The organism is Gemmatimonadota bacterium, from assembly GCA_009692115.1.
Classification (GTDB): Bacteria; Gemmatimonadota; Gemmatimonadetes; order Gemmatimonadales; family GWC2-71-9; genus SHZU01.
Genome location: SHZU01000004.1, coordinates 25,227 through 44,798, shown reverse-complemented (window position 1 = coordinate 44,798; position 19,572 = coordinate 25,227). Strand labels below are relative to the sequence as shown.

Below are 19,572 nucleotides of genomic sequence, written 5' to 3'. Positions count from 1 at the left end.
CCGCTGTCTAGCTCAATGGAGACGTTCTCGAATCCCCCGGATCGTGTCCGGGGTGGTGCGGCAACAACCACCGATCACCCGGGCCCCGAGATCGCACCACCGATCGACCAACCGGGGAATCGACTCGCCCGCTTCCTCGCCGTTCCATTGCTTTGCCTTGGCGTCCCAGCTCGACCCGGCATTCGGGTACACGACGAACGGTTTTTCGCCGGAGTCACCTGCGGATTCGAGCAGCGGAGCGATCAAGTGCGGCGGCGTGCAATTGAGACCCAGGGCCACCACCGACCGAGCCTGACCAAGACTCCGGACCAATTCGGCGAACGGGGTACCGTCGGCAACGTGCTTGGTGTCTTTTCCGGTGAAGGAGATCCAGCCGGGCAGCCCGGATCGTTCTTCGAGCAGATCGGCCAGCACTTCGGCTTCCCGGCGCGACGGGATCGTTTCGCAGGCGAGCAGATCGGGCCCGGCCGCTGTCAGGACGTCGAGCCGGGCCGCGTGGAAGGCCCGGAGCTGGCGGTCGGTTGCGGGATAGACGCCGGTGTACTCCGATCCGTCGCCCAGGGTGGCGCCGTACGCGCCGATCGACGCCGCGACCAGCGGCGGCAACCGGCGCGGGTCGTCAGACTCGGATTGAAATTCGTCCCGGGCCTCCCGGGCCAGGGTCACGCTCCGAGTCAAAACGGCTTCGGCCTTGGCGCCCGAAAGACCCCGGGCGGCCAGGCCTTCGAACGAGGCTTGGTAACTGGCGGTGACCGCGATGTCGGCGCCGGCCCGGAAGTAGTCGAGATGGACGGCCCGAATAGCGTCCGGGCGCTCGATCAAGAGGCGGGCCGACCAGAGGCGGTCGTTGAGATCATGGCCCCGGCGTTCGAGTTCGGTTGCCAAGCCGCCGTCCAGGACCGTAAAGCGCTGCTGGGCCAGAAACGGGGTCAGGGGCGACTGGAATCCGGTCATGCGGGCAAGATAGCCCCAAATCACCGGATTCCGAGTTACTTTTCACGGACACCACGGAGGGTTGAATGAACCATAGAATCGGATCGGCGTTGGCGACGCTAGTGGTCGGGGTGAGCGGCGGGGTGATGGCCCAGAATCCCACCACGGTGCCGAGTGGATCGACGGGGGCGATCTCGTCCCGGTTCATTCCGCCGGAGTTGATGTCCCGGATGATGGAACGGCCGTCCGAACTGCCCTCGAGTGTTACGGTCGCAGCTGGGCGCGACGCGGCCTGGCTGGCCCTGACCGAGGTGTTCAAGTCCTTTGATATTCCGATGAGCTACAGCGATCAAGCCGCCGGCGAGGTCGGGACGATCAAAGCCAAGATGATGCGTCGGCTCGGCAAGCAACCACTGTCCCAGTACCTTCGGTGCGGTGAAGGGTTGACGGGGCCCAACGCTGATTCGTACGTCGTCTATTTCTCGATCGCGGGATTCGTGAAAGCCGCCGCCAACAACGAGGTCACCGTGGCCACCCTGGTGACTGCCCACGCGATCGACCTGCCGAATGGCCGAAACGACGTGATGTTTTGTACCACATCCGGACGCCTGGAAGAAAAGATCGCCAAAGCCGTTCAACTCCGATTAGCTGTGAAACCATGATGAATCGACGCGAGGCCGTGATCCGGCTCGGCGCCGTGGCCGGCGCGGCCGTGGTGTTGCCCCGGATCCTCGAGGCCCAGGCCAAAGTGGCCATCGTAGTCTACAAAGACCCCAATTGTGGGTGCTGCTCGAAGTGGGTGGATCATCTCCAGGCCAACGGGTTCATGGCCTCGGTCAAGGAAACCACCGACATCGAGCCGATCAAAGAGAAGTATCACATCGGGCCGGAACTTCGGAGCTGCCACACGGCGGTGGTCGGGGGGTATGCCATCGAGGGTCACGTGCCGGCCTCGGACATCAAGAAGCTGCTCGCCGCCAAGCCGAAAGGCGTCGTGGGTCTCACCATCCCCGGCATGCCCGCCAGCGCGCCCGGGATGGATGGGAAACCCTTCGTCGCTTACACCGTGCTGTCGTTCGATCTCAAGGGCACTCCGACCGTCTTCGCGGAGCACAGAGCCTAAGCCCGGCTACGGCGTCGCCTCGACGAGGCGCCGGGCCTCCCGAAACACCGCATGCCACATCGGCCTGGTCAACCGGCCGGTGTGGGTGTTCTGCCGGCTCGGGTGATAGGAACTCACCAGCACGATCCCCGATGGCAGCCGACTCGCCACGCCGGGCCCGAACCCCGGCCGGCCCCCGGGGCCGAGCCGCTCCCACCAGCCCGACGCTTTGAGCCACCGTTCGTGGGCGATACCGCCTAACGTCACCACCACCCGGACGTGCCGAAGCAGCCGGGTTTCCGCCTCGAGATAGTCGCGACACGCGGTCAACTCGTCCGAGGTCGGTTTGTTGCCCGGCGGAGCGCACCGGCCGGCGGCGGAAATGAAGCAATCCGACAGCACCAAGCCGTCGGTCCGCGACACCGACTCGGCCTGGTTGGCGAACCCGAAGCGGTGGAGGGCTTCGTAGAGCCAGTCGCCGCTCGAATCACCGGTAAAGAGCCGGCCGGTCCGGTTGGCGCCGTGGGCTCCCGGCGCCAACCCGACCACCAGCAGCCGGGCCCGGGCATCACCGAAGCCGGGCACCGGTTTGCCCCAGTACGCCTGATCCCGATACCGCGCGGTCTTGTCGGTCGCCACCGACCGGCAATGGGCCCGCAATCGGGGGCAGCGGCGGCACGCAACGATGGCCCGGGAAACGGCGGTCAAGCTCCGGAGAGTCATGGGCAGCGGGCCGATGGGAGACATCGCGGAATTCTAGTGGGTCCTCTAGCTTAGTATCATGCTCCGTTCTTGGATCCTTCCGCTGGCCCTTGCGGCCACCGCCTCACAGCCGGTGTCCTCCCAAACCGGCTCCGCCAGCCGGGTCGACTGGCCCCGAATCGCCGATCTGATCGTCAACCGCAATCTGAAACTCGCCCCCGGCGAACGAGTGGTTCTGTTCTGGGACCAGGGTGCCGATCGCGGCACCGCACCGGCGCTCCGCTCGGCGATCACCGCCGCGGGCGGCGTCATCGCCGCCGAAATCTCCCCGCCCGGTCCGCTGGAGCTCGAAGCAGCCCGCCGCCTGCCCCCGGCGGCCCAGGCGCTCCAAAAGGCTCGGCGCGACTCGATCTGGTCCGTGGCGTTTGCCGGCGCCGACGCCGCCATCTGGCTCCCGACCGGCCTGGCGCCTGTCACCGAGCGGCCGTTCGAACGGCTGGTCGAGCGGTCGAAGGTCCGGTCGATCCACTTTCATTGGTTCTTGCCTCCGGACACCGCCGATGTGCCGGCGATCGAGGCGATGTATGCCGCGGCCGTGAGCGTTGCCCCCGACCGGCTCCGAAACCGGATCGAGGCCGTCGAGACCGCGGTGCGGGGCGCCACAGTCACCATCACCGCGTCTAACGGGACCAACCTGACCCTCAAGGTGCTGCCCAATGCCTGGATCCACCGCAACACCGGCGACGCCAGCCGGGCCAAGGTGGCCGACGCCCGGTCGGTCCGGGACCGGCAAGAGGAACTTCCGGCCAGCGTTTTCCGTACGACCGACATCACGGCCGTCGAGGGCACCTACATCGGCTACTCGAGCTTCGACACCCGGTCCCCGATCCTCAAGGTCACGTTCGCCAAGGGCCGGGTCACCACGTTCGAAAGCAGCCGGGGCGCCGAGGCCATCGTCTCGACCTGGCAAAAGGCCACCGGTGACAAGACCGTGCCGGGGGAACTGGTGATCGGCACCAACCCGGCACTGAAGAGCGTCATGCCGTCCGGGTTCATGCCCTACTACGGCTACGGCGCCGGCGTAGTCCGGCTCGCGGTGGGCGACAACTGGGAATCGGGCGGCAAGAATCGGTCGAGCAACGGCGAAGTCTTGCTCTTCATCCCGAACGCCACCGTCACGGCCAACGGCCGGGTGGTCGTGAAGGACGGGCAACTCATGGTCGGCAAATAGGGGGCACTCCAATGGACAAACAGGCGTTGGCCATGCTGATCCCAATCCTGGCCTTGTCGATTCCGGTCGTAGCGATCGTGATGACGAACCTGGTGAAGATGCAGAAGTTCAAAGCCGACGCCGCGCACGGATCGATGTCGAACCCCGAAACCGACGCCCGGATGGCGGCCCTCGAAGACGAGGTCGCCGCCCTCCGCCAAGAACTCGGCGAAGTGCAAGAACGCCTCGACTTCACCGAACGCCTCCTCGCCAAACCCAAAGACTAGCCGAGCACCGAGTGCCGAGTGAGCCCTATCGTGCCTCCCGAATCCCCCGATCGATATCGACCCGAGACAACAGGAGCGCACCCGTCACGAAGAACACCAGGACCAGAAGGATCCCGGCCCGTCTCGAACCGAACGCGTCCGCTACGAACCCGAAGCCCACACCCAGGATGCTACCGAACCTCGAAAACATGCCCCAGAAGCCGAACATCTGGGCGCTTCGGCCGACGGGTGCGAGCAGGCCAACCACCGTCCGGCTCGACGCCTGGGTAGCCCCGATCCCGGCGCCGGCAAACAGGCCCAGACCGTAGAACAGCTGTTTCGGACCGACGCCGGTTGCCGCACTCATGGCATCGAGAAAATAGATGCCTAAGATCCCGATGATCCACCACACGAGCGTCATCATCACAGTCTTCTTGGGTCCGAGTTTGCCTTCGAGAAACCCGAACCCGAGCGCCCCGGCCACGGCGGAGAGCTGGAGGGCAAGAAACAACAAGACGAACTCACCCCCCGACAGGTGAATTTCTTCGCGGGCGTAGATCCCGACGAACTTCACGATCGCATCGAGCCCCGCCATGTACACCATGAACGCCATCAGGAACTGAAACAGAATCCGGTGCTGCCGCGCCGTGACGAAGGTCTGCTGAAACTCGGCGAGGCCGGCCCGAATCAGCTTGCTAAGCGGGGCGTTCTCGTATCCCGGGGCCGGAAGCGACCGGCTCCTGACCAAGGCAAATGTCGGCATGGCCGCGATGATGAAGAAGGCGCCCATCGCGAGCATCGCCAGTTGGTTCTCGTGGACATAGCGGGCGAGATCGGTGCTCGGGTCACTCAGGATGATCAGCTTGGAGGCCAGGAAGACACTCACCAGGCCGCCGAGGTAGCCGATGCCCCAGCCAAGCCCCGAAATCCGGCCCATGTTTTCCGTTGTCGCCAATTCCGGCAGGAAGCTCGAGCAAAACGACTCGCTCAGCATGAATCCCACGTTGCCGATGACCACCAGGAGGATGGCGAGCCACACCTGACCCGGGCTCACGAAATAGAGGCCGGCGGTGCCGAGCGAACAGAGGATGCAACTGGCCAGGAGATAGGTCTTCTTCTTGCCGCTGTAGTCGAGGATCGCACCGGCCAGCGGCGAGAGGACCAAGGCCACCACCATCGACAGCAGGATCGCGATCGACCAGTAGGAATCGCGGACGACCGAATCCTTCGGGACGATGTAGCCGACGAAGAAGGCACTATAGACCGCGGTGATGACCACCGTGGTGTAGGAGGAATTGGCGAAATCGAACATCGCCCATCCGAAGATCTCCCGCTTGGTAACGGGAATGTCCCGGCGCGGGGCCGTTCCAGAAATCGATGCCACCAGGATACCTTTCGGAGTAGCCGGTAAGCTATCGCCGGTTACATTCCCGTTCCAGCCATCGCGAACCCTGAATGACCTTGAAACCGGTACGGATCCTCATCGCCGGCGAGCATGTCGCCGAGATCCGGGATCTCATTGCCGCCGCCCGCCCCGACCTGACGCTTAGGATGAAGCGGCCGGGCGACATCAACGCCGCCGACCTCGACTGGGCCGAAGTCTATGTCGGGTTTCGAAAGCCGGCCGTCGACTCCTGGGGCAACGTCCGGTGGATTCATTCGATCGGCGCCGGGGTCGACGGGCTGGTGTTTCGAAGGCCGCTGCCTCCAGGCATCATGCTCACCAAGAGCGGCGAGGACTTCGGACCCGCCATCGCGGAGTGGTGCGTCTGCCGGGCGCTCGCGGCCAATCAGCGGTTGGTCGATTTGGCGGCCGATCAGTTGAACCATGTCTGGGACCGAAGCACGGAGCCCGTGGTGCTCCGCGGGCAACGGGTGGTGGTGGTCGGCACCGGCGACGTCGGGAGCGGCATTGCCCGGGCGTTTCGCGGCTTGGGCTGCCCGGTGTCCGGGATCTCCCGGAGTGGCGCGCCGCGGCCCGATTTCGACACGGTCTCGAAGACCGCGGACTTCGCCACCGCCGTCCGGGGCGCGCACTGGATCATCCTGGCCGTACCCCTCACCGAGAACTCGATCCGGTTTCTCAACCGCGACCGACTGGCCGAGTGTGGTGGTGCTTACCTGATGAACGTGGGCCGCGGGGCGGTGATCGACGAGGCTGCCATTCCGGATGCCCTCGATCGCGGCTGGATCCGGGGCGCGGCGCTCGACGTCTTTGTCACTGAGCCGTTGCCGGCCGATTCACCGCTCTGGGATCATCCCAAGATCGTCGTCTCGCCCCATAACAGCGGCCCGAGCACCATCCAAGCCACGGCCGATGGTTTTCTGGCCAGTCTCCAAAGCGTCGAACACGGCGAATCACCCCGAACCCTGGTCGATCCGACCACTGGCTACTGACCTATGACAATCCGACACTCGCTCGCGACGGCGGCTCTGATCACGGTAGGCGGCCCGGCTCTGCTCGGCGCCCAATGGACCAACCGGTACCCCAAGATTGCCGGCATGAGCCATCACGTGTACTTGGAGGGGTTCGAGCTTCCGTCCCTGACGATCGGTCCGATCGACCCCGCCGTGTCGCCGGACGGAACCCGACTGGCGTTCGCGAGTCGCGGCTGGCTCTGGACCATGGACCTGGCAAGCGGAGCCGCAACCAGGATCACCACGGGGGGCGGCATAGATTCGAGGCCGGCCTGGCGGCCCGACGGTCGCGCCCTCGCGTTCGTCCGCGACGATACCCGCGAAACCTCAATCGTCGAACGCGACTTAGCGTCGGGACGGGAGCGCGTCCTCGCGGCCGAGGTCGGCATCGAACTCGACCCGAGCTACACGGCGGACGGCCGGACCCTCTACTACAGCTCCGCCGTGGCCGGTGACCTCGACATCTGGACGATCGACCTGACGTCGGGTACCAAGAGCCGAGTCACCACGGCGACGGGCCAGGAGCTCCAGCCGATTCCGTTACCGGACGGCAAGCGGATTCTCTACATCGCCAAGGGCACCGGTGACGACCTCCGGCTTCGGACCCTCGACTCGGGCGAGGAGCGGACCCTGCTCTCCGGTCCGATCCTGTCGATGCTCCGAATGGCGTTAGGCCCTGACGGACGGACGGTGGCGCTCACCTGGCCGGGCAGCGACGAGCAGAGCTGGGAACTCCGGTTGATTGCGATTGACGGCTCGCCCTACTCGATCAAGCTGGCGGGCGGGATGCCGCTGACGCCGGCGTGGGCTCCGGACGGAAAATCGGTCTATTTCGCCGAGGCCGATGACGCCCAACGGATGAGGCTATACCGAATGCCGGCCGATGGCGGACCGCGATCGCCCGTGGTGGTGCAGAGCTGGAACTGGGGCGCTCCGATGGGCCAACTTCGAATCGACACCAAGCTCATCGGCGCCGGCGCCGCGGCGGCCCGGCTGCATGTCGCGGACGCCAACGGCCACCCGCTCCTCCCTGACGAGGGCCAGCCCCGGTTCGACGGCCAAAACGGATTGGCCTTCTTCTACAGCGAGGGCAGCGTCTTGATTTCCGCGCCGGTCGGTCAAGTCTCCGTGAAGGCGGTTCAAGGCTTGGCCACGCCCACCGCCGAGGCCTCGGCCCGAATCGCACCGGCCGGCGGCACCGTGGAACTCACGCTGGCCCCGGTCTGGGATGCCCGCGCCAACGGTTGGATGAGCGGCGACCATCACTTCCATCTCAACTACGGTGGCCCCTACTGGCTAGAGCCCAATGTGCTCGAGCCCATGGCCCGGGCCGAAGCCCTGGATGTCCTGACGCCGTTGCTGGCCAACCTGCACACCAGGTTTGAGGACCAAGGCCGGTTTGCCTGGCGATCCACCGCCAAGCCCCCGTTCATCGCCTGGGGACAAGAGGTCCGGTCCCATTTCCTCGGCCATCTCGGGTTGGTCGGCACGGACGAGTTGTTCTGGCCCTGGATCTGGGGACCCGGATACCAGGTCCACGGGCGGGATGACCGAGCCAATCAGGAGGTACTGGCCCATACCCGCCGGCAAGGGGGGATCAGCAGTTACGTCCATCCGATCGTCGGGCAGGACCCGTTCTCCGAGGCTGGCATGGCGCGGATCCCGGTCGAGATGGTGGCCGACGGGATTCTGGGCGAGTTCGACACCATCGAGTTGGCCTGCCTCTGGAGCGATGAAATCGGCTCGATGGCCATGTGGTATCGGCTGCTCAATTTCGGGTCGGTCATTACGCCGTCGGCGGGCACCGATGTGATGAATAACTTCTACCGGACCATGGCCGTCGGTACGACACGGGTCTACGTGAAGAGCGATCCGGCACTCGGCTACCGAGGCTATTTGGCGGGGCTCAAATCCGGCCGCTCGTTCGTCACCACCGGCCCAATGCTCGATCTCACCATTCAAGGACAGGGCCCGGGCGAGATCCTGACCCGCACCAAGCGGGAGGTGGCCTGGGCGCTCGACCTCCATAGCGCGGTCGGGGTCGATTCCGTCCAAATCGTCGTGAATGGAGCGGTGGTGGCGACCCACGCGGGGATCAACGCGCCGGGTTCCAAGCACTACGAGGGCAGGATCAAACTCCCGACCGGCGGATGGGTGGCGGCCCGGGCGTTAGGCGGCACGACGACATCCTGGCCCGCCATGGACAGCTACGCCTTTGCCCACACCGCGCCAATCTGGATCGGCGAACGAGGGAGCACCACGCCGGCCACGAAGCAGGCCGCCGCCGCGGACCTCAAACGAGCGCTCGAGGTGTCGCTCGGGCGGCTTCGGACCGCCTATCAGGGCACCCCGATCCCGAACCTGGAAGGCCAGTTTGCCAGGGCACTCCAGCGCGTGAGCCCGTTCTTGCCGTTGTAGCCTCACGTAGGTACAATGGCTGGATGAGAGCCGTCGGCGTTCGAGAACTCAAGAACCGCCTGAGTGAACACCTCCGGGCGGTCAAGCAGGGCGAGCAGATCCTCATTACCGACCGGGGCCAAGTTATCGCCGAACTGCGCCAACCGACCGCCTACTCGGACCAGGGCGGTCTTGCCCCGGCCCTGGCGTCGATGGTGCGAGAACGGACCATCGAGGTTGGTTTGCCGAATAGCGCCGAGGCCTATCCGGCCCAACCGCGGCGCGTCCCGGACGGCACCGCGGTCCGGGTGCTCGGCGAGCTCCGCGACGAGCGACGAGCGACGATCCTCTCCGCCGAGTCGAGCGCCAGGCCCTCGAACTCCGCGCCGCGGAGCCTCGGCTCCAGGTATTGACGCTGGATCGTCGGATCCGTGCCAATGCTGAGCAACTCGGCCTTCCGGTCCTCCCGTAGCACCACCGAAACATGCCGTGACCGTCCCGGTCAAACCGCCGCCGACCCACGTCCAATCCTCCAATAAGCCCCGGTTCGCAATCGGCTTACATTGCAGGGATACTTTAGGGGCCTCACGCCCCCATCATCTGGCTGGATAATACCCTGAAATGACCCACCCGCTCGCGAGCCTCACCTGATTGTGACGGTCGACCTCGTACTCGTGGGCGGTGGCCTCGCCAATTTACTTCTGGCCTGGCGGATCGCTGACCTCCGGCCGGACACCACGTTCCTAATCATCGAACAGGGGCCGGTCGTTGGCGGGAACCACACCTGGTCCTACCACGGCACCGATCTGGAGCCGGAAGCCCGCGATTGGGTCGGCCAATTGGCGCGGGCCTCTTGGCCGTCATCCGACGTCCGGTTCCCGCTGTACTCCCGGCGGTTGGCCGGCTCCTATCACAGCCTCGACTCGGCCGATATTGCCGCCCGCGCCACAGCCCGCTTCGGGGACCGGATTCGAGTCAAGACCGCGGCCCGGCGGATTACCCCGTCAACCGTTGAGCTCGACGATGGAACCGTGCTGACGGCAGGAGCCGTCGTCGACGGCCGGGGTTTTGACCGGCGCGTCCGGCTGGCGCTCGGCTATCAGCGGTTCCTCGGCCTCGAGTTGCGGCTGACCGCCCCTCATGGTTTGACCGCGCCCCTCTTGATGGACGCCACCGTGGCCCAGGAGGACGGGTACCGGTTCATCTACGTGCTGCCCTTCGGCCCCGACGTGGTCCTCGTCGAAGACACGGTCTACGGCAACCAACCGGCGCATGACGAGAGACTGTCGCGGCGGGTGATCGAACGATACCTCGCCACCCGGGGTTGGACCGTTGCCGAGGAACTCCGTCAGGAGCGCGGCGCACTCCCGATTCCGTTGGCCGGACGGTACCAGGACATCACCGCCATCCAGGAGCCCGGGGTGCCGACGATCGGGATCCGGGCCGGGCTGATCCACTCGACGACGGGGTATTCGCTGCCGTACGCGGTCCGGACAGCCGACTTGATCGCCACGGCCCCGACGCTGACCTCGGAGGCGTTGACTGGCCCCCTGACGGCGCTGGCTCGGGCCACGTTCGAGCGGCAATGGTTCCTCCGGATGCTCAACCGACTATTGTTTCGGGCCGCCGAACCGGCTGACCGGTATCGGGTGCTCCAGAAATTCTATCGATTGCCGGAACCGACCATCGCCCGATTCTACGCCGATCGATTAACGACCTTGGACAAGATCCGCCTGCTGACCGGCCGCCCACCGGTCCCGATCCGCCGAGCTCTGGCCTGCCTGCCCGAACGGATCGAATCGTGACCGAACCGAAGCGGGCGGTCGTCATCGGAAGCGGGTTCGGCGGCCTGGCCGCGGCGATCCGGCTCCAGCAAGCCGGGATCCTGACCACCGTCGTCGAGCGGCGTGACCGGCCCGGCGGCCGGGCGTACGTCTACCACGACCAGGGGTTCACGTTCGACGCCGGACCCACGGTCATCACCGCGCCCGAGTGCTTGGCCGAGTTGTTCGCGCTCTCGGGGCGCTCACTCGCCGACTACGTCGACCTGATCCCGATCGACCCATTCTACCGGCTGCTCTGGGACGACGGCTTCCAGTTCGAGTACAACAACGACCTCGAAGCCACCTTGGCCCAGATCCGGGCCAAGTGCCCTGCCGATGAGGCCGGCTACCGGCGGTTTCTCGACTACACGGCCGAAGTGTTCGATGCCGGCTACACCAAGCTGGCCCACGTGCCGTTCCTCAACTTTCGCGACATGATCAGGGTCGCGCCGCAGCTGATCAAGCTCGAGGCCTATCGGACCGTCTACAGCATGGTCAGCAAGTACATTCAGGATCCGCACCTCCGAGAGGCGTTCAGCTTTCATTCGCTGCTGGTGGGCGGCAATCCCTTTGCGGCTTCCTCGATTTACACCCTGATCCACTACCTCGAGCGGAACGGGGGGGTGTTCTTTCCCCGCGGGGGGACCAGTGCTTTGGTCCAGGGTCTGATCCGTCTGTTCGAAGACTTGGGCGGCACCATTCGGATGAATTTCGATGTCGACCGGATCGACCTGACCGGCGGCCGGGCCGCCGGCGTTGTCAGCAAGGGAGGCGAACGATTGCCGGCGGACGCGGTGGTCAGCAACGCGGACGTGGTGCACACCTACCAGTCGCTGCTCAAGGGGAGCCGGATCGCCGCGAAGCGCGGGGAGCGACTGGCCGGGATGCGGCACAGTATGTCGCTCTTCGTGGCCTACTTCGGCACCAAGCGGAAGTACCCCGATGTCGCGCATCACACGGTGTTGTTCGGGCCCCGGTACCGGGGGCTGCTCGATGACATCTTCTCCACCGGCAAGTTGGCCGATGATTTTTCGCTCTACCTCCACGCGCCGACCACGACCGATCCGAGTCTGGCGCCACCAGGCTGCGAGGCGTTCTACGTGCTCTCTCCGGTGCCCCACCTCGGGCGGGCCGATCTCGACTGGGCCACGGTCGGACCCCGGTACGCCGATCGGATCTACCAGTACCTCGAACAGAAGCTGCTGCCCGGGCTTCGGAGCGAGATCGTCACCCAACGCTTGTTCACGCCGGCAGATTTCAAGACCGAATTGAACGCCCACGTCGGATCGGCCTTTTCGTTGGAGCCGGTCTTGTGGCAAAGCGCGTACTTCCGGGTTCACAACCGGGACCCGGACATCGGGGGACTCTATTTCGTCGGCGCGGGAACCCATCCCGGAGCGGGATTGCCCGGCGTCGTGAACTCGGCCAAAGCCACCGCGTCATTGGTGCTGGACGATGTTTTCGAGGGGGCACCATGACCGATCCCGTCATCGAGCACTGCCGGGTCATTCTCAAGCAAGGCTCCCGGAGTTTTGCGAAGGCCGCGAGCCTGCTCGACCCGACGATTCGGGCCGGATCGTACCAACTCTACGCTTGGTGCCGGTACTGTGACGACGTAATCGACGGCCAGACCATGGGCCACGGCCAGCAGATCATCGATCCCGCCGAGCAGCAGAAGCAGCTCACGATCCTCTGGTCCGAGACCGAAGCCGCCTATCGCGGCGAGCCGACGTCCGACCTGGTTTTTCAAGGCATCGCGCGGGTGGTCCGCCAGCACGGGATTCCGCCGGATTTACCGTTCGAGTTGCTTCGGGGCATGGGCATGGACATCGAGGGGCGCCAGTATGAGACCCTCGAGCAGCTCCGGGTGTACTGCTACCATGTAGCCGGCGTGGTCGGGGGGATGATGGCCCGGATCATGGGCGTTCGCGACGAGGCCACGCTCCAGCGCGCGGAGGACCTCGGCACGGCCATGCAATTCACCAACATTTCGCGCGACGTGATCGATGACGCTCGGATCGGCCGGGTGTACCTGCCGTTAGGCTGGCTCCGGGAAGCCGGCCTGGCCGCCGCCGATGTCGGCCGGCCGGAGCACCGCGGAGCGGTGGCCGCCATCGTCCGCCGGCTGCTCGATGAGGCGGAGCATTACTACCGGAGCGGGGACGACGGTATCGATCATCTCCCGTTTCGGTGCGCCTGGTCGATTACGGCGGCCCGCGGGATCTACTCGGATATCGGCGCCGTGATCCGGAGCCGGGGCACTGAAGCGTGGGACCGGCGCGCGATGGTGTCGGGAGGGCGGAAGGTGTTTTTGATGAGCCGGAGCTTGCTCGAAACCGCCATCCGGCGGATTACTCGCTGACGGACCGGTCTTTTCGGCTGAAATCCGAGGTGTAAAGGAAGCCGAACGACTCGGCGCCGTCCTTGGTTCGGGTGGCATGATGGATGTGGTGGGCCTGGACGATCCGCCGGAGATACCCGCCCTTCGGCAACCACGCATGGGGAATCCGGCGATGGACCAAGACGTCGTGGAAACCCCAATACACCACGCCGTAGCCGGCCATCCCGACCCCGATCGGCAACAACAGCGGAGAGCCGCTCGTGCCGAACCAGATCAGCAGGATCGAGGGAATGGCGAAGACGATCCCGAAGAGATCGTTCAGCTCGAGCCGGTCGTGTTTGGGTTCGTGATGTGATTTATGAAGGATCCATAATGGACCGTGCATCACGTACTTGTGCATCAGGTGGGCAAAACCTTCCATCGCCACCAGCGTGGCCACGAACACCAGAATCCAGAGCATCACGAAGCAATTCTAGACCCGCTCGAGCCGCCGCGCAAACACCCGGGCCAGGACGAGGCCGCCCAGTCCGGCCCCCAGCAACAGGGCCACCGGCAACACCAAGTCGGCCAGGGGATCGTTCCGCCAGAATAGACCGCTGTAGGCCTCGACCGCCCAGGTCGTCGGGGTCAGCCAGCCTAACGACTTGATCAACGGCGGCATCAGAAACCGGGGAACCATCGACCCGCCCACTGCCGAAATGATCAGGATCACGATATTGGCCATGGTCTGGGCCTGCCGCTTGGTCCGGCTGGCGGCCGTCAAGGCCAAGGCCAGACCCGCGGCCGCCATCGAGGCCGCCCCGGTGATGACCATGAACGGGAGCCATCGGCCCGGCAGGTCGACGTCGTAGAGAAGCCATGCCACGATGAAGATCACGGTCACCTGCAACACCCCCTGCACCACCAGGAACAGGAACTTGCCGCCGAGCACCGCGGTCATTCCCCCCGGCCCCGCCAGCAACCGGTCGAGGAGACCGGCGTCCCGCTCCTCGACCAGCGTCAAGGCGCCATGGACCGCCGAAAAGAACAGGAACAGCATCGCGACCGCGCCGGCGTAGTAGGCGACGTGACTGGCCCCGAGTGACGCGGCGCCGACGGTGGACTGCAGCATCAGCCCGTCGAACGGCCCCGGATCGGCCGAGGAGCTGGGATCCGACTCCTTGAGATCTTGCCGAAGTTCGGCAAACCGGCTTTCGAGACTGTCGCGCTGAGCCTCGGTGTAGGTGATGAACGCCTCGCCGATAAGCGTCGCCGTGCTTCGAAGGGCCACATCCGGCAAGGCGGTGAAGTAGGCCCGTTGCGTCTGTCCCATCAGGATCTTCGCGGCCACCGCGCGAACCGGATCGGCTACGACCAGGATCGGAGCCTCGCCATCCCCGGTCAGGTCCGTGAGCGGGCGACCGGCCCCGCGGACCACCAGCCCCGCGTCGGCGGCACCGGCCCGGACCCGCTCCCGGACCGAATCGGCCGACGTCACGACCGTCACGACCAGCGCCGAGTCACGGGTCAGCGCCGCCATCAGGCGGGCCGACTCCTCGGTGTGCTGCTCGTCGGCCACCGCGACGTTGATCTGGAGTTGTTCGCCGGACGCGCCGGCAAAGATCGCGGCAAACACCAGGAAGACGGCCACCGGGAGCACCACGCTCATCAGCAGGGCCCCCCGGTCGCGCAGGAACCCGCGGGCCATGATCCAGAGGACCACCCGAGTCATCCGACGATCTCCTCGCCCGCCACCCGGAAGAACACCCCATGGAGGCCGGGCTCGCGGATCCGGGCATTGGTCACCGGGGCGCCGGCCGCGGCCAGCGACGCCAAGAGACCCGGCAGCCCGGCGACCCCGCCACGGAACGGACCGGTCCAGAGGATCCGGGGCGGATCCGGCGTGAGGCCGGCCTCCTCGAGCACCAGGCTCGCCGGCGGCGGCGGCGGAGCGGCGCCTAACGTCAACGACAGGTCTTTCGCGCCAGCCGGAAACCACTCCGCCACCAGCGCGGGGACCGACCCCTCCGCCGCGAGGCGGCCCCGGACCAGGACTCCGACTCGGTCCGCGAGCTCGGCGGCCTGTTCGAGGTCGTGGGTGGCGAGCAGGATGGCGGTGCCCCGGGCTTTCAGTTCGAGCAGCAGGCGATGAATCCCTTCCCGGGCCGGCGGATCGACGCCGACCGTGGGCTCGTCGAGCACCAGGAGCCCGGGTTCGTGCAGGGTTCCCGCGGCCAAGTTGACCCGCCGCTGCTGGCCCCCCGACAAGGTGCCGACCAGACTATCGGCGCGGTCGGCCAGGTCGATCCATTCGAGGGCCCGAGCCAGCGCAGCCCGGGCCGCGGCGGCCGAAAGGCCCGCCAACCGGCCCATGGCGAAGAGGTTTTCCCGGACTGAGAGATCGTGGTAGAGGGCAATGTCCTGCGGGACCAGACCGAGCCGTCGGCGGGCCTCGACATCGGCGGGATCCCGGCCGAAGAGCCTAACGGTTCCGGCATCGAGCCTGAGCCGGCCGGTAATGGCCCGGACCAGACTGGTCTTGCCCGCCCCGTTCGGACCGAGGAGCCCATAGATCTGGCCGGCCGCCACGGTGAGGCCCACCCCGGCCAGGCCGCGGCCGGCGCCATAGCTTCGGCGGACATCGGTCAATTCGAGGGGAGGCGCCATTCGCGGGGGAATTAGAGGCCGCCGCCCCCGGCCCGTCAAGGACACTCGTCAACGAATGGCCCCCATGCCTCGTACTAGCAAGCACATGTCGAGATTGATCTATTGCTGGCTCGTGTCCCTGGCCTTCGGTGCCCCCCTTGCGGCCCAGGCGGCCTCCTCGACCGACATCATCACCGGCATCGTCACCAACGAATCGGGCCACCCCCTGGCCGATGCCGTCGTCACCATTCTCTCCATTGAAACCCAGATCACCCGCTCCACCAAGACCAATGCCCGGGGGCGCTACACGATTCTGTTTCCTGACGGGAGCGGCCAGTACCGGCTCACGGTCCGCTTCATCGGGATGGTACCCGTCCAGCGAACGATTGTCCGCCAGGCCGACGAGGACCGGATCGTCGCCAACGTCAAGCTGAGCTCGACCCCGGTCCAGCTCGAGGAGCTTCGGGTGGCCGCCCGGCGCCCTCAGGGTCCCGGCAACCAGGCGCCAAGCCCGGGCGCCACTGAACGGAACCTCACCACCGACCAGGTCCAGCGGCTCCCGATCGACGCCAGCGACTTGACGCTCCTCGCCACGCTGGTGCCGGGGGTCGTTTCGATTACCGGCAATGACTCGACCCCGGGCGGCTTCTCGGTGGCGGGCCAGCGGCCCACCTCCAACGCTGTCACGCTCGATGGTCTGACCTTCGGCGGCGCCTCGGTTCCCCAGGATGCGGTCCGCAATACCCGGGTCATTACGTCGAGCTATGACCCCGCCCGGGGCCAATTCAGCGGCGGGTTGGTGGCGAGCACCACGCGTTCGGGCAACAACCAAACCCAGGGTACCATCAACTACGGCCTCCGGGACCAGGACCTGACGGTGGAGTCGGGTGACGACGCGTTCGCCACCGGCTTCAACCAGCACCAAGTGTCGTTCGGTTTCGGCGGCCCGCTGATCAAGAACAAGCTCTTTGCCTTCGGCTCCGGGCTCGGCCGGTTCCGGGGCGACGAATTGCAGACCCTCTTGTCGGCCGCCCCGGCCACGCTGCAGCGGTTCGGGGTCGCGCCGGATTCCGCCGACCGGTTGTTGGGGCTGCTCGGCACCCTCGGCGTACCGGTCAACAGCGATTTGGCCAAGGGCAGTCGCCACACTGACGACGTCTCGTCCTTGCTCCGGCTCGACTGGATCGTCACCCAAGGTCATACCATTACGCTCCGCGGCGACTATCGCGGCAACCGGCAGGAGCCGACCCGGTTCGGCCAACTGTCGGTGCCGGCGTTCGACACCCGCTCCTCGCAGAAGAGCGGCGGCGTGATGCTGACCGCCAACTCCCGGTTCGGCGCCACGGTCATCAACGAGTTCCGGGCCTATCGATCGTCCTCGACCTCCAACTCCCCGCTGGAAACCGCGTTGCCGGCCGGCCGAGTCCAGGTGGTGTCCGATCTCGACGACGTCCGCGGGGCCACCAACCTGACCTTCGGGGGCTTGCCCGGATTGCCGCAACGATCGAGCGGCTCCGGGTTCGAAGCCACCAATGAACTGAGCCTGATCTCCGGCAACGGGGCCCATCGGATCAAGCTCGGTGGCTTGTTCAACCGGGCCAGCAGCGAAACCGACGCCACCCAGAATCGATTCGGGACCTACACCTATAGTTCGCTGGCCGACCTCGAAGCGGGCCGGCCGGCGAGCTATACCCGGACCCTGGCGCCGACGATCCGGGCCACCGATCAAACGGCAATGGCGCTGTACGCCGCCGACACCTGGCAGCTGTCCGATGCACTCCAGTTCACCTACGGCGCCCGGTTCGAAGGGGCCGTCTACGGCGGCGCCCCAGCCCGGAATCCGGCGGCCGAGTCGCTCTTCGGAATCCGGACCGACCGGTGGCCAACGGAGTGGCGAGTGAGCCCCCGGATCGGCTTCACCTGGTTCATTCGCTCGGAGGACGGGCCGCCGAAACTGGTGGTCCGAGGCGGGATCGGCGAGTTCCGAAGCCCCGCCCCCGGCAGTCTGTTCTCGTCGGCCCAGGCGGCGTCGGGCTTCGCGGGCTCGGAGGCACAATTGGTCTGCATCGGCGCCAACGCGCCGCCCCCCGACTGGCACGCCTATCGGGCCGATCCGGCGTCGATACCCACCTCCTGCGTGGGCGGCGGGCCCGGGCCGAGCGTCCCGAGTCGGAGTCCGTCGATCACCGGGTTCGACCCCGATTTCACCGCCCCACGAGCGGTCCGAACCTCGCTCGGCGTGCAGCGCCGGTTCGGCCTGATTACCTACGGCGCGGAGTTGAGCCACGCGTTAGGCCGGAGCCAATTCGGAGTCCGGGATCTCAATCTCGGCGCCGCCCAATTCACCTTGGTTGCGGAGCAGCGGCCGGTGTTCGTGCCGATCCCGGCCATTGACCCCCGAACCGGATCGATTCCGCTGGCTGCCTCTCGCAGGGTGGTTGAGTACGGCAACGTCCTCGTCTTCGACTCCGAGCTCCGGTCGCGGTCGACTCAGCTGACGCTCTCAGCCAACGGCGTGACCCGGAACGGGGCGTTCTTCAATGCGTCCTACACGTTCAATCGGTCGCGGGATCAATCATCCTTCGCGTTCGGCGGCGCCCAGCGGGGCTTGAGCGGGGCCACCACGGCGGGCGACCCGAACGTCCGCGAGTGGGCCACCTCCGATTTCCAGCGGAAGCACTCGCTCCTCTTGACCATGACCTATCCGGTGTCCCGGAGCCTCGAGTTGACGACGATTACCCGCTTCACTTCGGGATCGCCTTACACTCCGGTGGTCGGATCGGACGTGAACGGGGACGGACTCCGGAACGACCGGGCCTTCGTCTATGGCGCTTCGGCTGCCGACCCCGCGGTAGCGGCCGGGATGGCCCGGCTCTTGGGTGCCACCTCGGGCGGAGCGGTCGCCTGTCTCAACAGGCAGCTGGGCCGGATTGCGGACCGCAACAGTTGCCAGGGACCGTGGCAGACCTCGGTGGACTTTCAGCTCAACTTCCGGCCGGCCGTTCTCGGACTCGACCGCCGGCTCACGATGTCGCTCGTTACCACCAATTTCCTGATCGGCGTCGATCAACTGTTCCATGGCCAGGACAACCTCAAGGGGTGGGGTCAGGCGGTGCGGCCGGACCCGACCTTGCTGGTGGTACAGGGCTTCAACCCGGCCACCCAGTCGTTTACCTACGCGGTCAACGAGCGGTTCGGGGCCAACGGCACCAACACGATCGGGATCCGGCAGCCCTTTCAGGTCGGGATTCAGCTTCGGTACACGATTGGGCCGGACCTGATGGCGCAGTTTCGCGGCCAGTTCAGCGGGGGCGGCCAGCGGGGGGGCGGCGGTGGACCGGGTCAATTCGCGCTGCGGGGCGGGGCCGGCGGTGGGGCCGACATGGTAGCCCGGTTGACCAGCACGTTGCCGAACCCGGCCGCAGACGTCATCGCAATCCGGATCGCTTTGAATCTCACGGACGACCAGGTCACACGGCTCGAAGCCACCGCGGACTCGCTCAGGGCGCTCACCAAAGCCGTGGCCGACCGGGCTCAGAAGGAACTTGCCAAGGCGGGGCCGAATCCCGATCCCGGGTCGATGCTCGCGTCGATGCGTCCGGTGCTGGAATCGGTCCGCGCCAACAGCGCTTGGGCGCTCAAGGCGATTCAGGGTATCTTGACTACCGACCAATGGAACCGAGTGCCGGACCGGATCAAGGCGCCGCAACGGCAGCGGCGGGACCCGGGCGGACCGCCGCAGTAACAGTCTGAAA

At 66.3% G+C, this 19,572-nt stretch carries 17 protein-coding genes; 11 read left to right on the top strand and 6 right to left on the bottom strand.

Annotated features, from left to right (window positions below; genetic code table 11):
* Window positions 1-12 precede the first annotated feature (12 nt).
* Entirely contained in the window at window positions 13-954 is a 942-nt protein-coding gene (locus EXR94_06075) for a homocysteine S-methyltransferase (protein MSR02291.1), read from the bottom strand.
* 65 nt (window positions 955-1,019) lie between these two features.
* Here EXR94_06075 and EXR94_06070 point away from each other — a divergent pair, with 65 nt between their 5' ends.
* Complete coding sequence (locus EXR94_06070) at window positions 1,020-1,595, top strand: hypothetical protein (protein MSR02290.1); 576 nt, start codon at window positions 1,020-1,022, stop codon at window positions 1,593-1,595.
* On the top strand, window positions 1,592-2,056 hold the full coding sequence (locus tag EXR94_06065; GenBank protein MSR02289.1) for a DUF411 domain-containing protein: 465 nt from the start codon (window positions 1,592-1,594) through the stop codon (window positions 2,054-2,056). Before EXR94_06070 ends, EXR94_06065 begins: the two co-directional genes overlap by 4 nt.
* 6 nt (window positions 2,057-2,062) lie before the next feature.
* Here the strand turns inward: EXR94_06065 and EXR94_06060 are convergent, their stop codons facing one another.
* Window positions 2,063-2,782 carry a uracil-DNA glycosylase gene (locus tag EXR94_06060; protein MSR02288.1) on the bottom strand — a complete coding sequence of 240 codons (720 nt, stop codon included), beginning with the start codon at window positions 2,780-2,782 and terminating at the stop codon, window positions 2,063-2,065.
* A gap of 34 nt (window positions 2,783-2,816) precedes the next feature.
* Here EXR94_06060 and EXR94_06055 point away from each other — a divergent pair, with 34 nt between their 5' ends.
* Together EXR94_06055 and EXR94_06050 are read left to right on the top strand one after the other, a co-directional pair.
* A complete protein-coding gene (locus EXR94_06055; GenBank protein ID MSR02287.1) occupies window positions 2,817-3,968 on the top strand; it encodes a hypothetical protein in 1,152 nt (383 codons plus the stop codon).
* A gap of 11 nt (window positions 3,969-3,979) precedes the next feature.
* Entirely contained in the window at window positions 3,980-4,234 is a 255-nt protein-coding gene (locus tag EXR94_06050) for a hypothetical protein (protein MSR02286.1), read from the top strand.
* Between the two features lie 25 nt (window positions 4,235-4,259).
* On the opposite strand, the gene EXR94_06045 is transcribed toward EXR94_06050, so the two are convergent.
* A complete protein-coding gene (locus tag EXR94_06045) occupies window positions 4,260-5,597 on the bottom strand; it encodes an MFS transporter (protein ID MSR02285.1) in 1,338 nt (445 codons plus the stop codon).
* 71 nt (window positions 5,598-5,668) lie between these two features.
* On the opposite strand from EXR94_06045, the gene EXR94_06040 reads away from it, so the two are divergent.
* From EXR94_06040 to EXR94_06015, 6 genes are all read left to right on the top strand, one after another.
* A complete protein-coding gene (locus EXR94_06040; GenBank protein MSR02284.1) occupies window positions 5,669-6,610 on the top strand; it encodes a D-2-hydroxyacid dehydrogenase in 942 nt (313 codons plus the stop codon).
* A 3-nt stretch (window positions 6,611-6,613) separates the two neighbouring features.
* Window positions 6,614-9,049: a hypothetical protein gene (locus tag EXR94_06035; protein MSR02283.1), complete on the top strand. Its 2,436-nt coding sequence runs from the start codon at window positions 6,614-6,616 to the stop codon at window positions 9,047-9,049.
* A gap of 23 nt (window positions 9,050-9,072) precedes the next feature.
* The gene (locus EXR94_06030; GenBank protein MSR02282.1) at window positions 9,073-9,441 is read left to right on the top strand and encodes a type II toxin-antitoxin system prevent-host-death family antitoxin; all 369 of its coding nucleotides are present in this window, start codon (window positions 9,073-9,075) and stop codon (window positions 9,439-9,441) included.
* Window positions 9,442-9,675: 234 nt separating this feature from the next.
* Window positions 9,676-10,833: a lycopene cyclase gene (crtY, locus tag EXR94_06025; protein MSR02281.1), complete on the top strand. Its 1,158-nt coding sequence runs from the start codon at window positions 9,676-9,678 to the stop codon at window positions 10,831-10,833.
* Window positions 10,830-12,329 (top strand): phytoene desaturase, encoded by a 1,500-nt coding sequence (locus EXR94_06020; protein ID MSR02280.1) that lies wholly within the window; start codon window positions 10,830-10,832, stop codon window positions 12,327-12,329. Before crtY ends, EXR94_06020 begins: the two co-directional genes overlap by 4 nt.
* The gene (locus tag EXR94_06015) at window positions 12,326-13,213 is read left to right on the top strand and encodes a phytoene/squalene synthase family protein (GenBank protein MSR02279.1); all 888 of its coding nucleotides are present in this window, start codon (window positions 12,326-12,328) and stop codon (window positions 13,211-13,213) included. The genes EXR94_06020 and EXR94_06015 overlap by 4 nt, the downstream gene beginning before the upstream one ends.
* On the opposite strand, the gene EXR94_06010 is transcribed toward EXR94_06015, so the two are convergent.
* Genes EXR94_06010 through EXR94_06000 form a run of 3 tightly spaced genes read right to left on the bottom strand, consistent with a single transcriptional unit; the run spans window position 13,203 to window position 15,838 of the window.
* Window positions 13,203-13,652, bottom strand: a complete 450-nt coding sequence (locus tag EXR94_06010; protein ID MSR02278.1) for a beta-carotene hydroxylase — start codon at window positions 13,650-13,652, stop codon at window positions 13,203-13,205. The genes EXR94_06015 and EXR94_06010 overlap by 11 nt on opposite strands.
* Before the next feature lie 12 nt (window positions 13,653-13,664).
* Window positions 13,665-14,903 carry an ABC transporter permease gene (locus tag EXR94_06005; protein MSR02277.1) on the bottom strand — a complete coding sequence of 413 codons (1,239 nt, stop codon included), beginning with the start codon at window positions 14,901-14,903 and terminating at the stop codon, window positions 13,665-13,667.
* Entirely contained in the window at window positions 14,900-15,838 is a 939-nt protein-coding gene (locus tag EXR94_06000) for an ABC transporter ATP-binding protein (protein MSR02276.1), read from the bottom strand. The genes EXR94_06005 and EXR94_06000 overlap by 4 nt, the downstream gene beginning before the upstream one ends.
* 55 nt (window positions 15,839-15,893) lie before the next feature.
* Between EXR94_06000 and EXR94_05995 the strand changes: the two genes are divergently transcribed.
* A complete protein-coding gene (locus EXR94_05995; GenBank protein ID MSR02275.1) occupies window positions 15,894-19,562 on the top strand; it encodes a TonB-dependent receptor in 3,669 nt (1,222 codons plus the stop codon).
* Window positions 19,563-19,572 lie beyond the last annotated feature (10 nt).

Bases quoted from the DNA above. Each gene is read 5' to 3' on its own strand.
- EXR94_06000 (MSR02276.1), bottom strand. From the start codon at position 15,838: ATGGCGCCTCCCCTCGAATTGACCGATGTCCGCCGAAGCTATGGCGCC.
- EXR94_06055 (MSR02287.1), top strand. From the start codon at position 2,817: ATGCTCCGTTCTTGGATCCTTCCGCTGGCCCTTGCGGCCACCGCCTCA.
- EXR94_06075 (MSR02291.1), bottom strand. From the start codon at position 954: ATGACCGGATTCCAGTCGCCCCTGACCCCGTTTCTGGCCCAGCAGCGC.
- EXR94_06035 (MSR02283.1), top strand. From the start codon at position 6,614: ATGACAATCCGACACTCGCTCGCGACGGCGGCTCTGATCACGGTAGGC.
- EXR94_06065 (MSR02289.1), top strand. From the start codon at position 1,592: ATGATGAATCGACGCGAGGCCGTGATCCGGCTCGGCGCCGTGGCCGGC.
- EXR94_06015 (MSR02279.1), top strand. From the start codon at position 12,326: ATGACCGATCCCGTCATCGAGCACTGCCGGGTCATTCTCAAGCAAGGC.
- EXR94_06010 (MSR02278.1), bottom strand. From the start codon at position 13,652: ATGCTCTGGATTCTGGTGTTCGTGGCCACGCTGGTGGCGATGGAAGGT.
- EXR94_06050 (MSR02286.1), top strand. From the start codon at position 3,980: ATGGACAAACAGGCGTTGGCCATGCTGATCCCAATCCTGGCCTTGTCG.
- EXR94_06005 (MSR02277.1), bottom strand. From the start codon at position 14,903: ATGACTCGGGTGGTCCTCTGGATCATGGCCCGCGGGTTCCTGCGCGAC.
- EXR94_06060 (MSR02288.1), bottom strand. From the start codon at position 2,782: ATGTCTCCCATCGGCCCGCTGCCCATGACTCTCCGGAGCTTGACCGCC.
- EXR94_06070 (MSR02290.1), top strand. From the start codon at position 1,020: ATGAACCATAGAATCGGATCGGCGTTGGCGACGCTAGTGGTCGGGGTG.
- EXR94_05995 (MSR02275.1), top strand. From the start codon at position 15,894: ATGGCCCCCATGCCTCGTACTAGCAAGCACATGTCGAGATTGATCTAT.
- EXR94_06030 (MSR02282.1), top strand. From the start codon at position 9,073: ATGAGAGCCGTCGGCGTTCGAGAACTCAAGAACCGCCTGAGTGAACAC.
- EXR94_06040 (MSR02284.1), top strand. From the start codon at position 5,669: ATGACCTTGAAACCGGTACGGATCCTCATCGCCGGCGAGCATGTCGCC.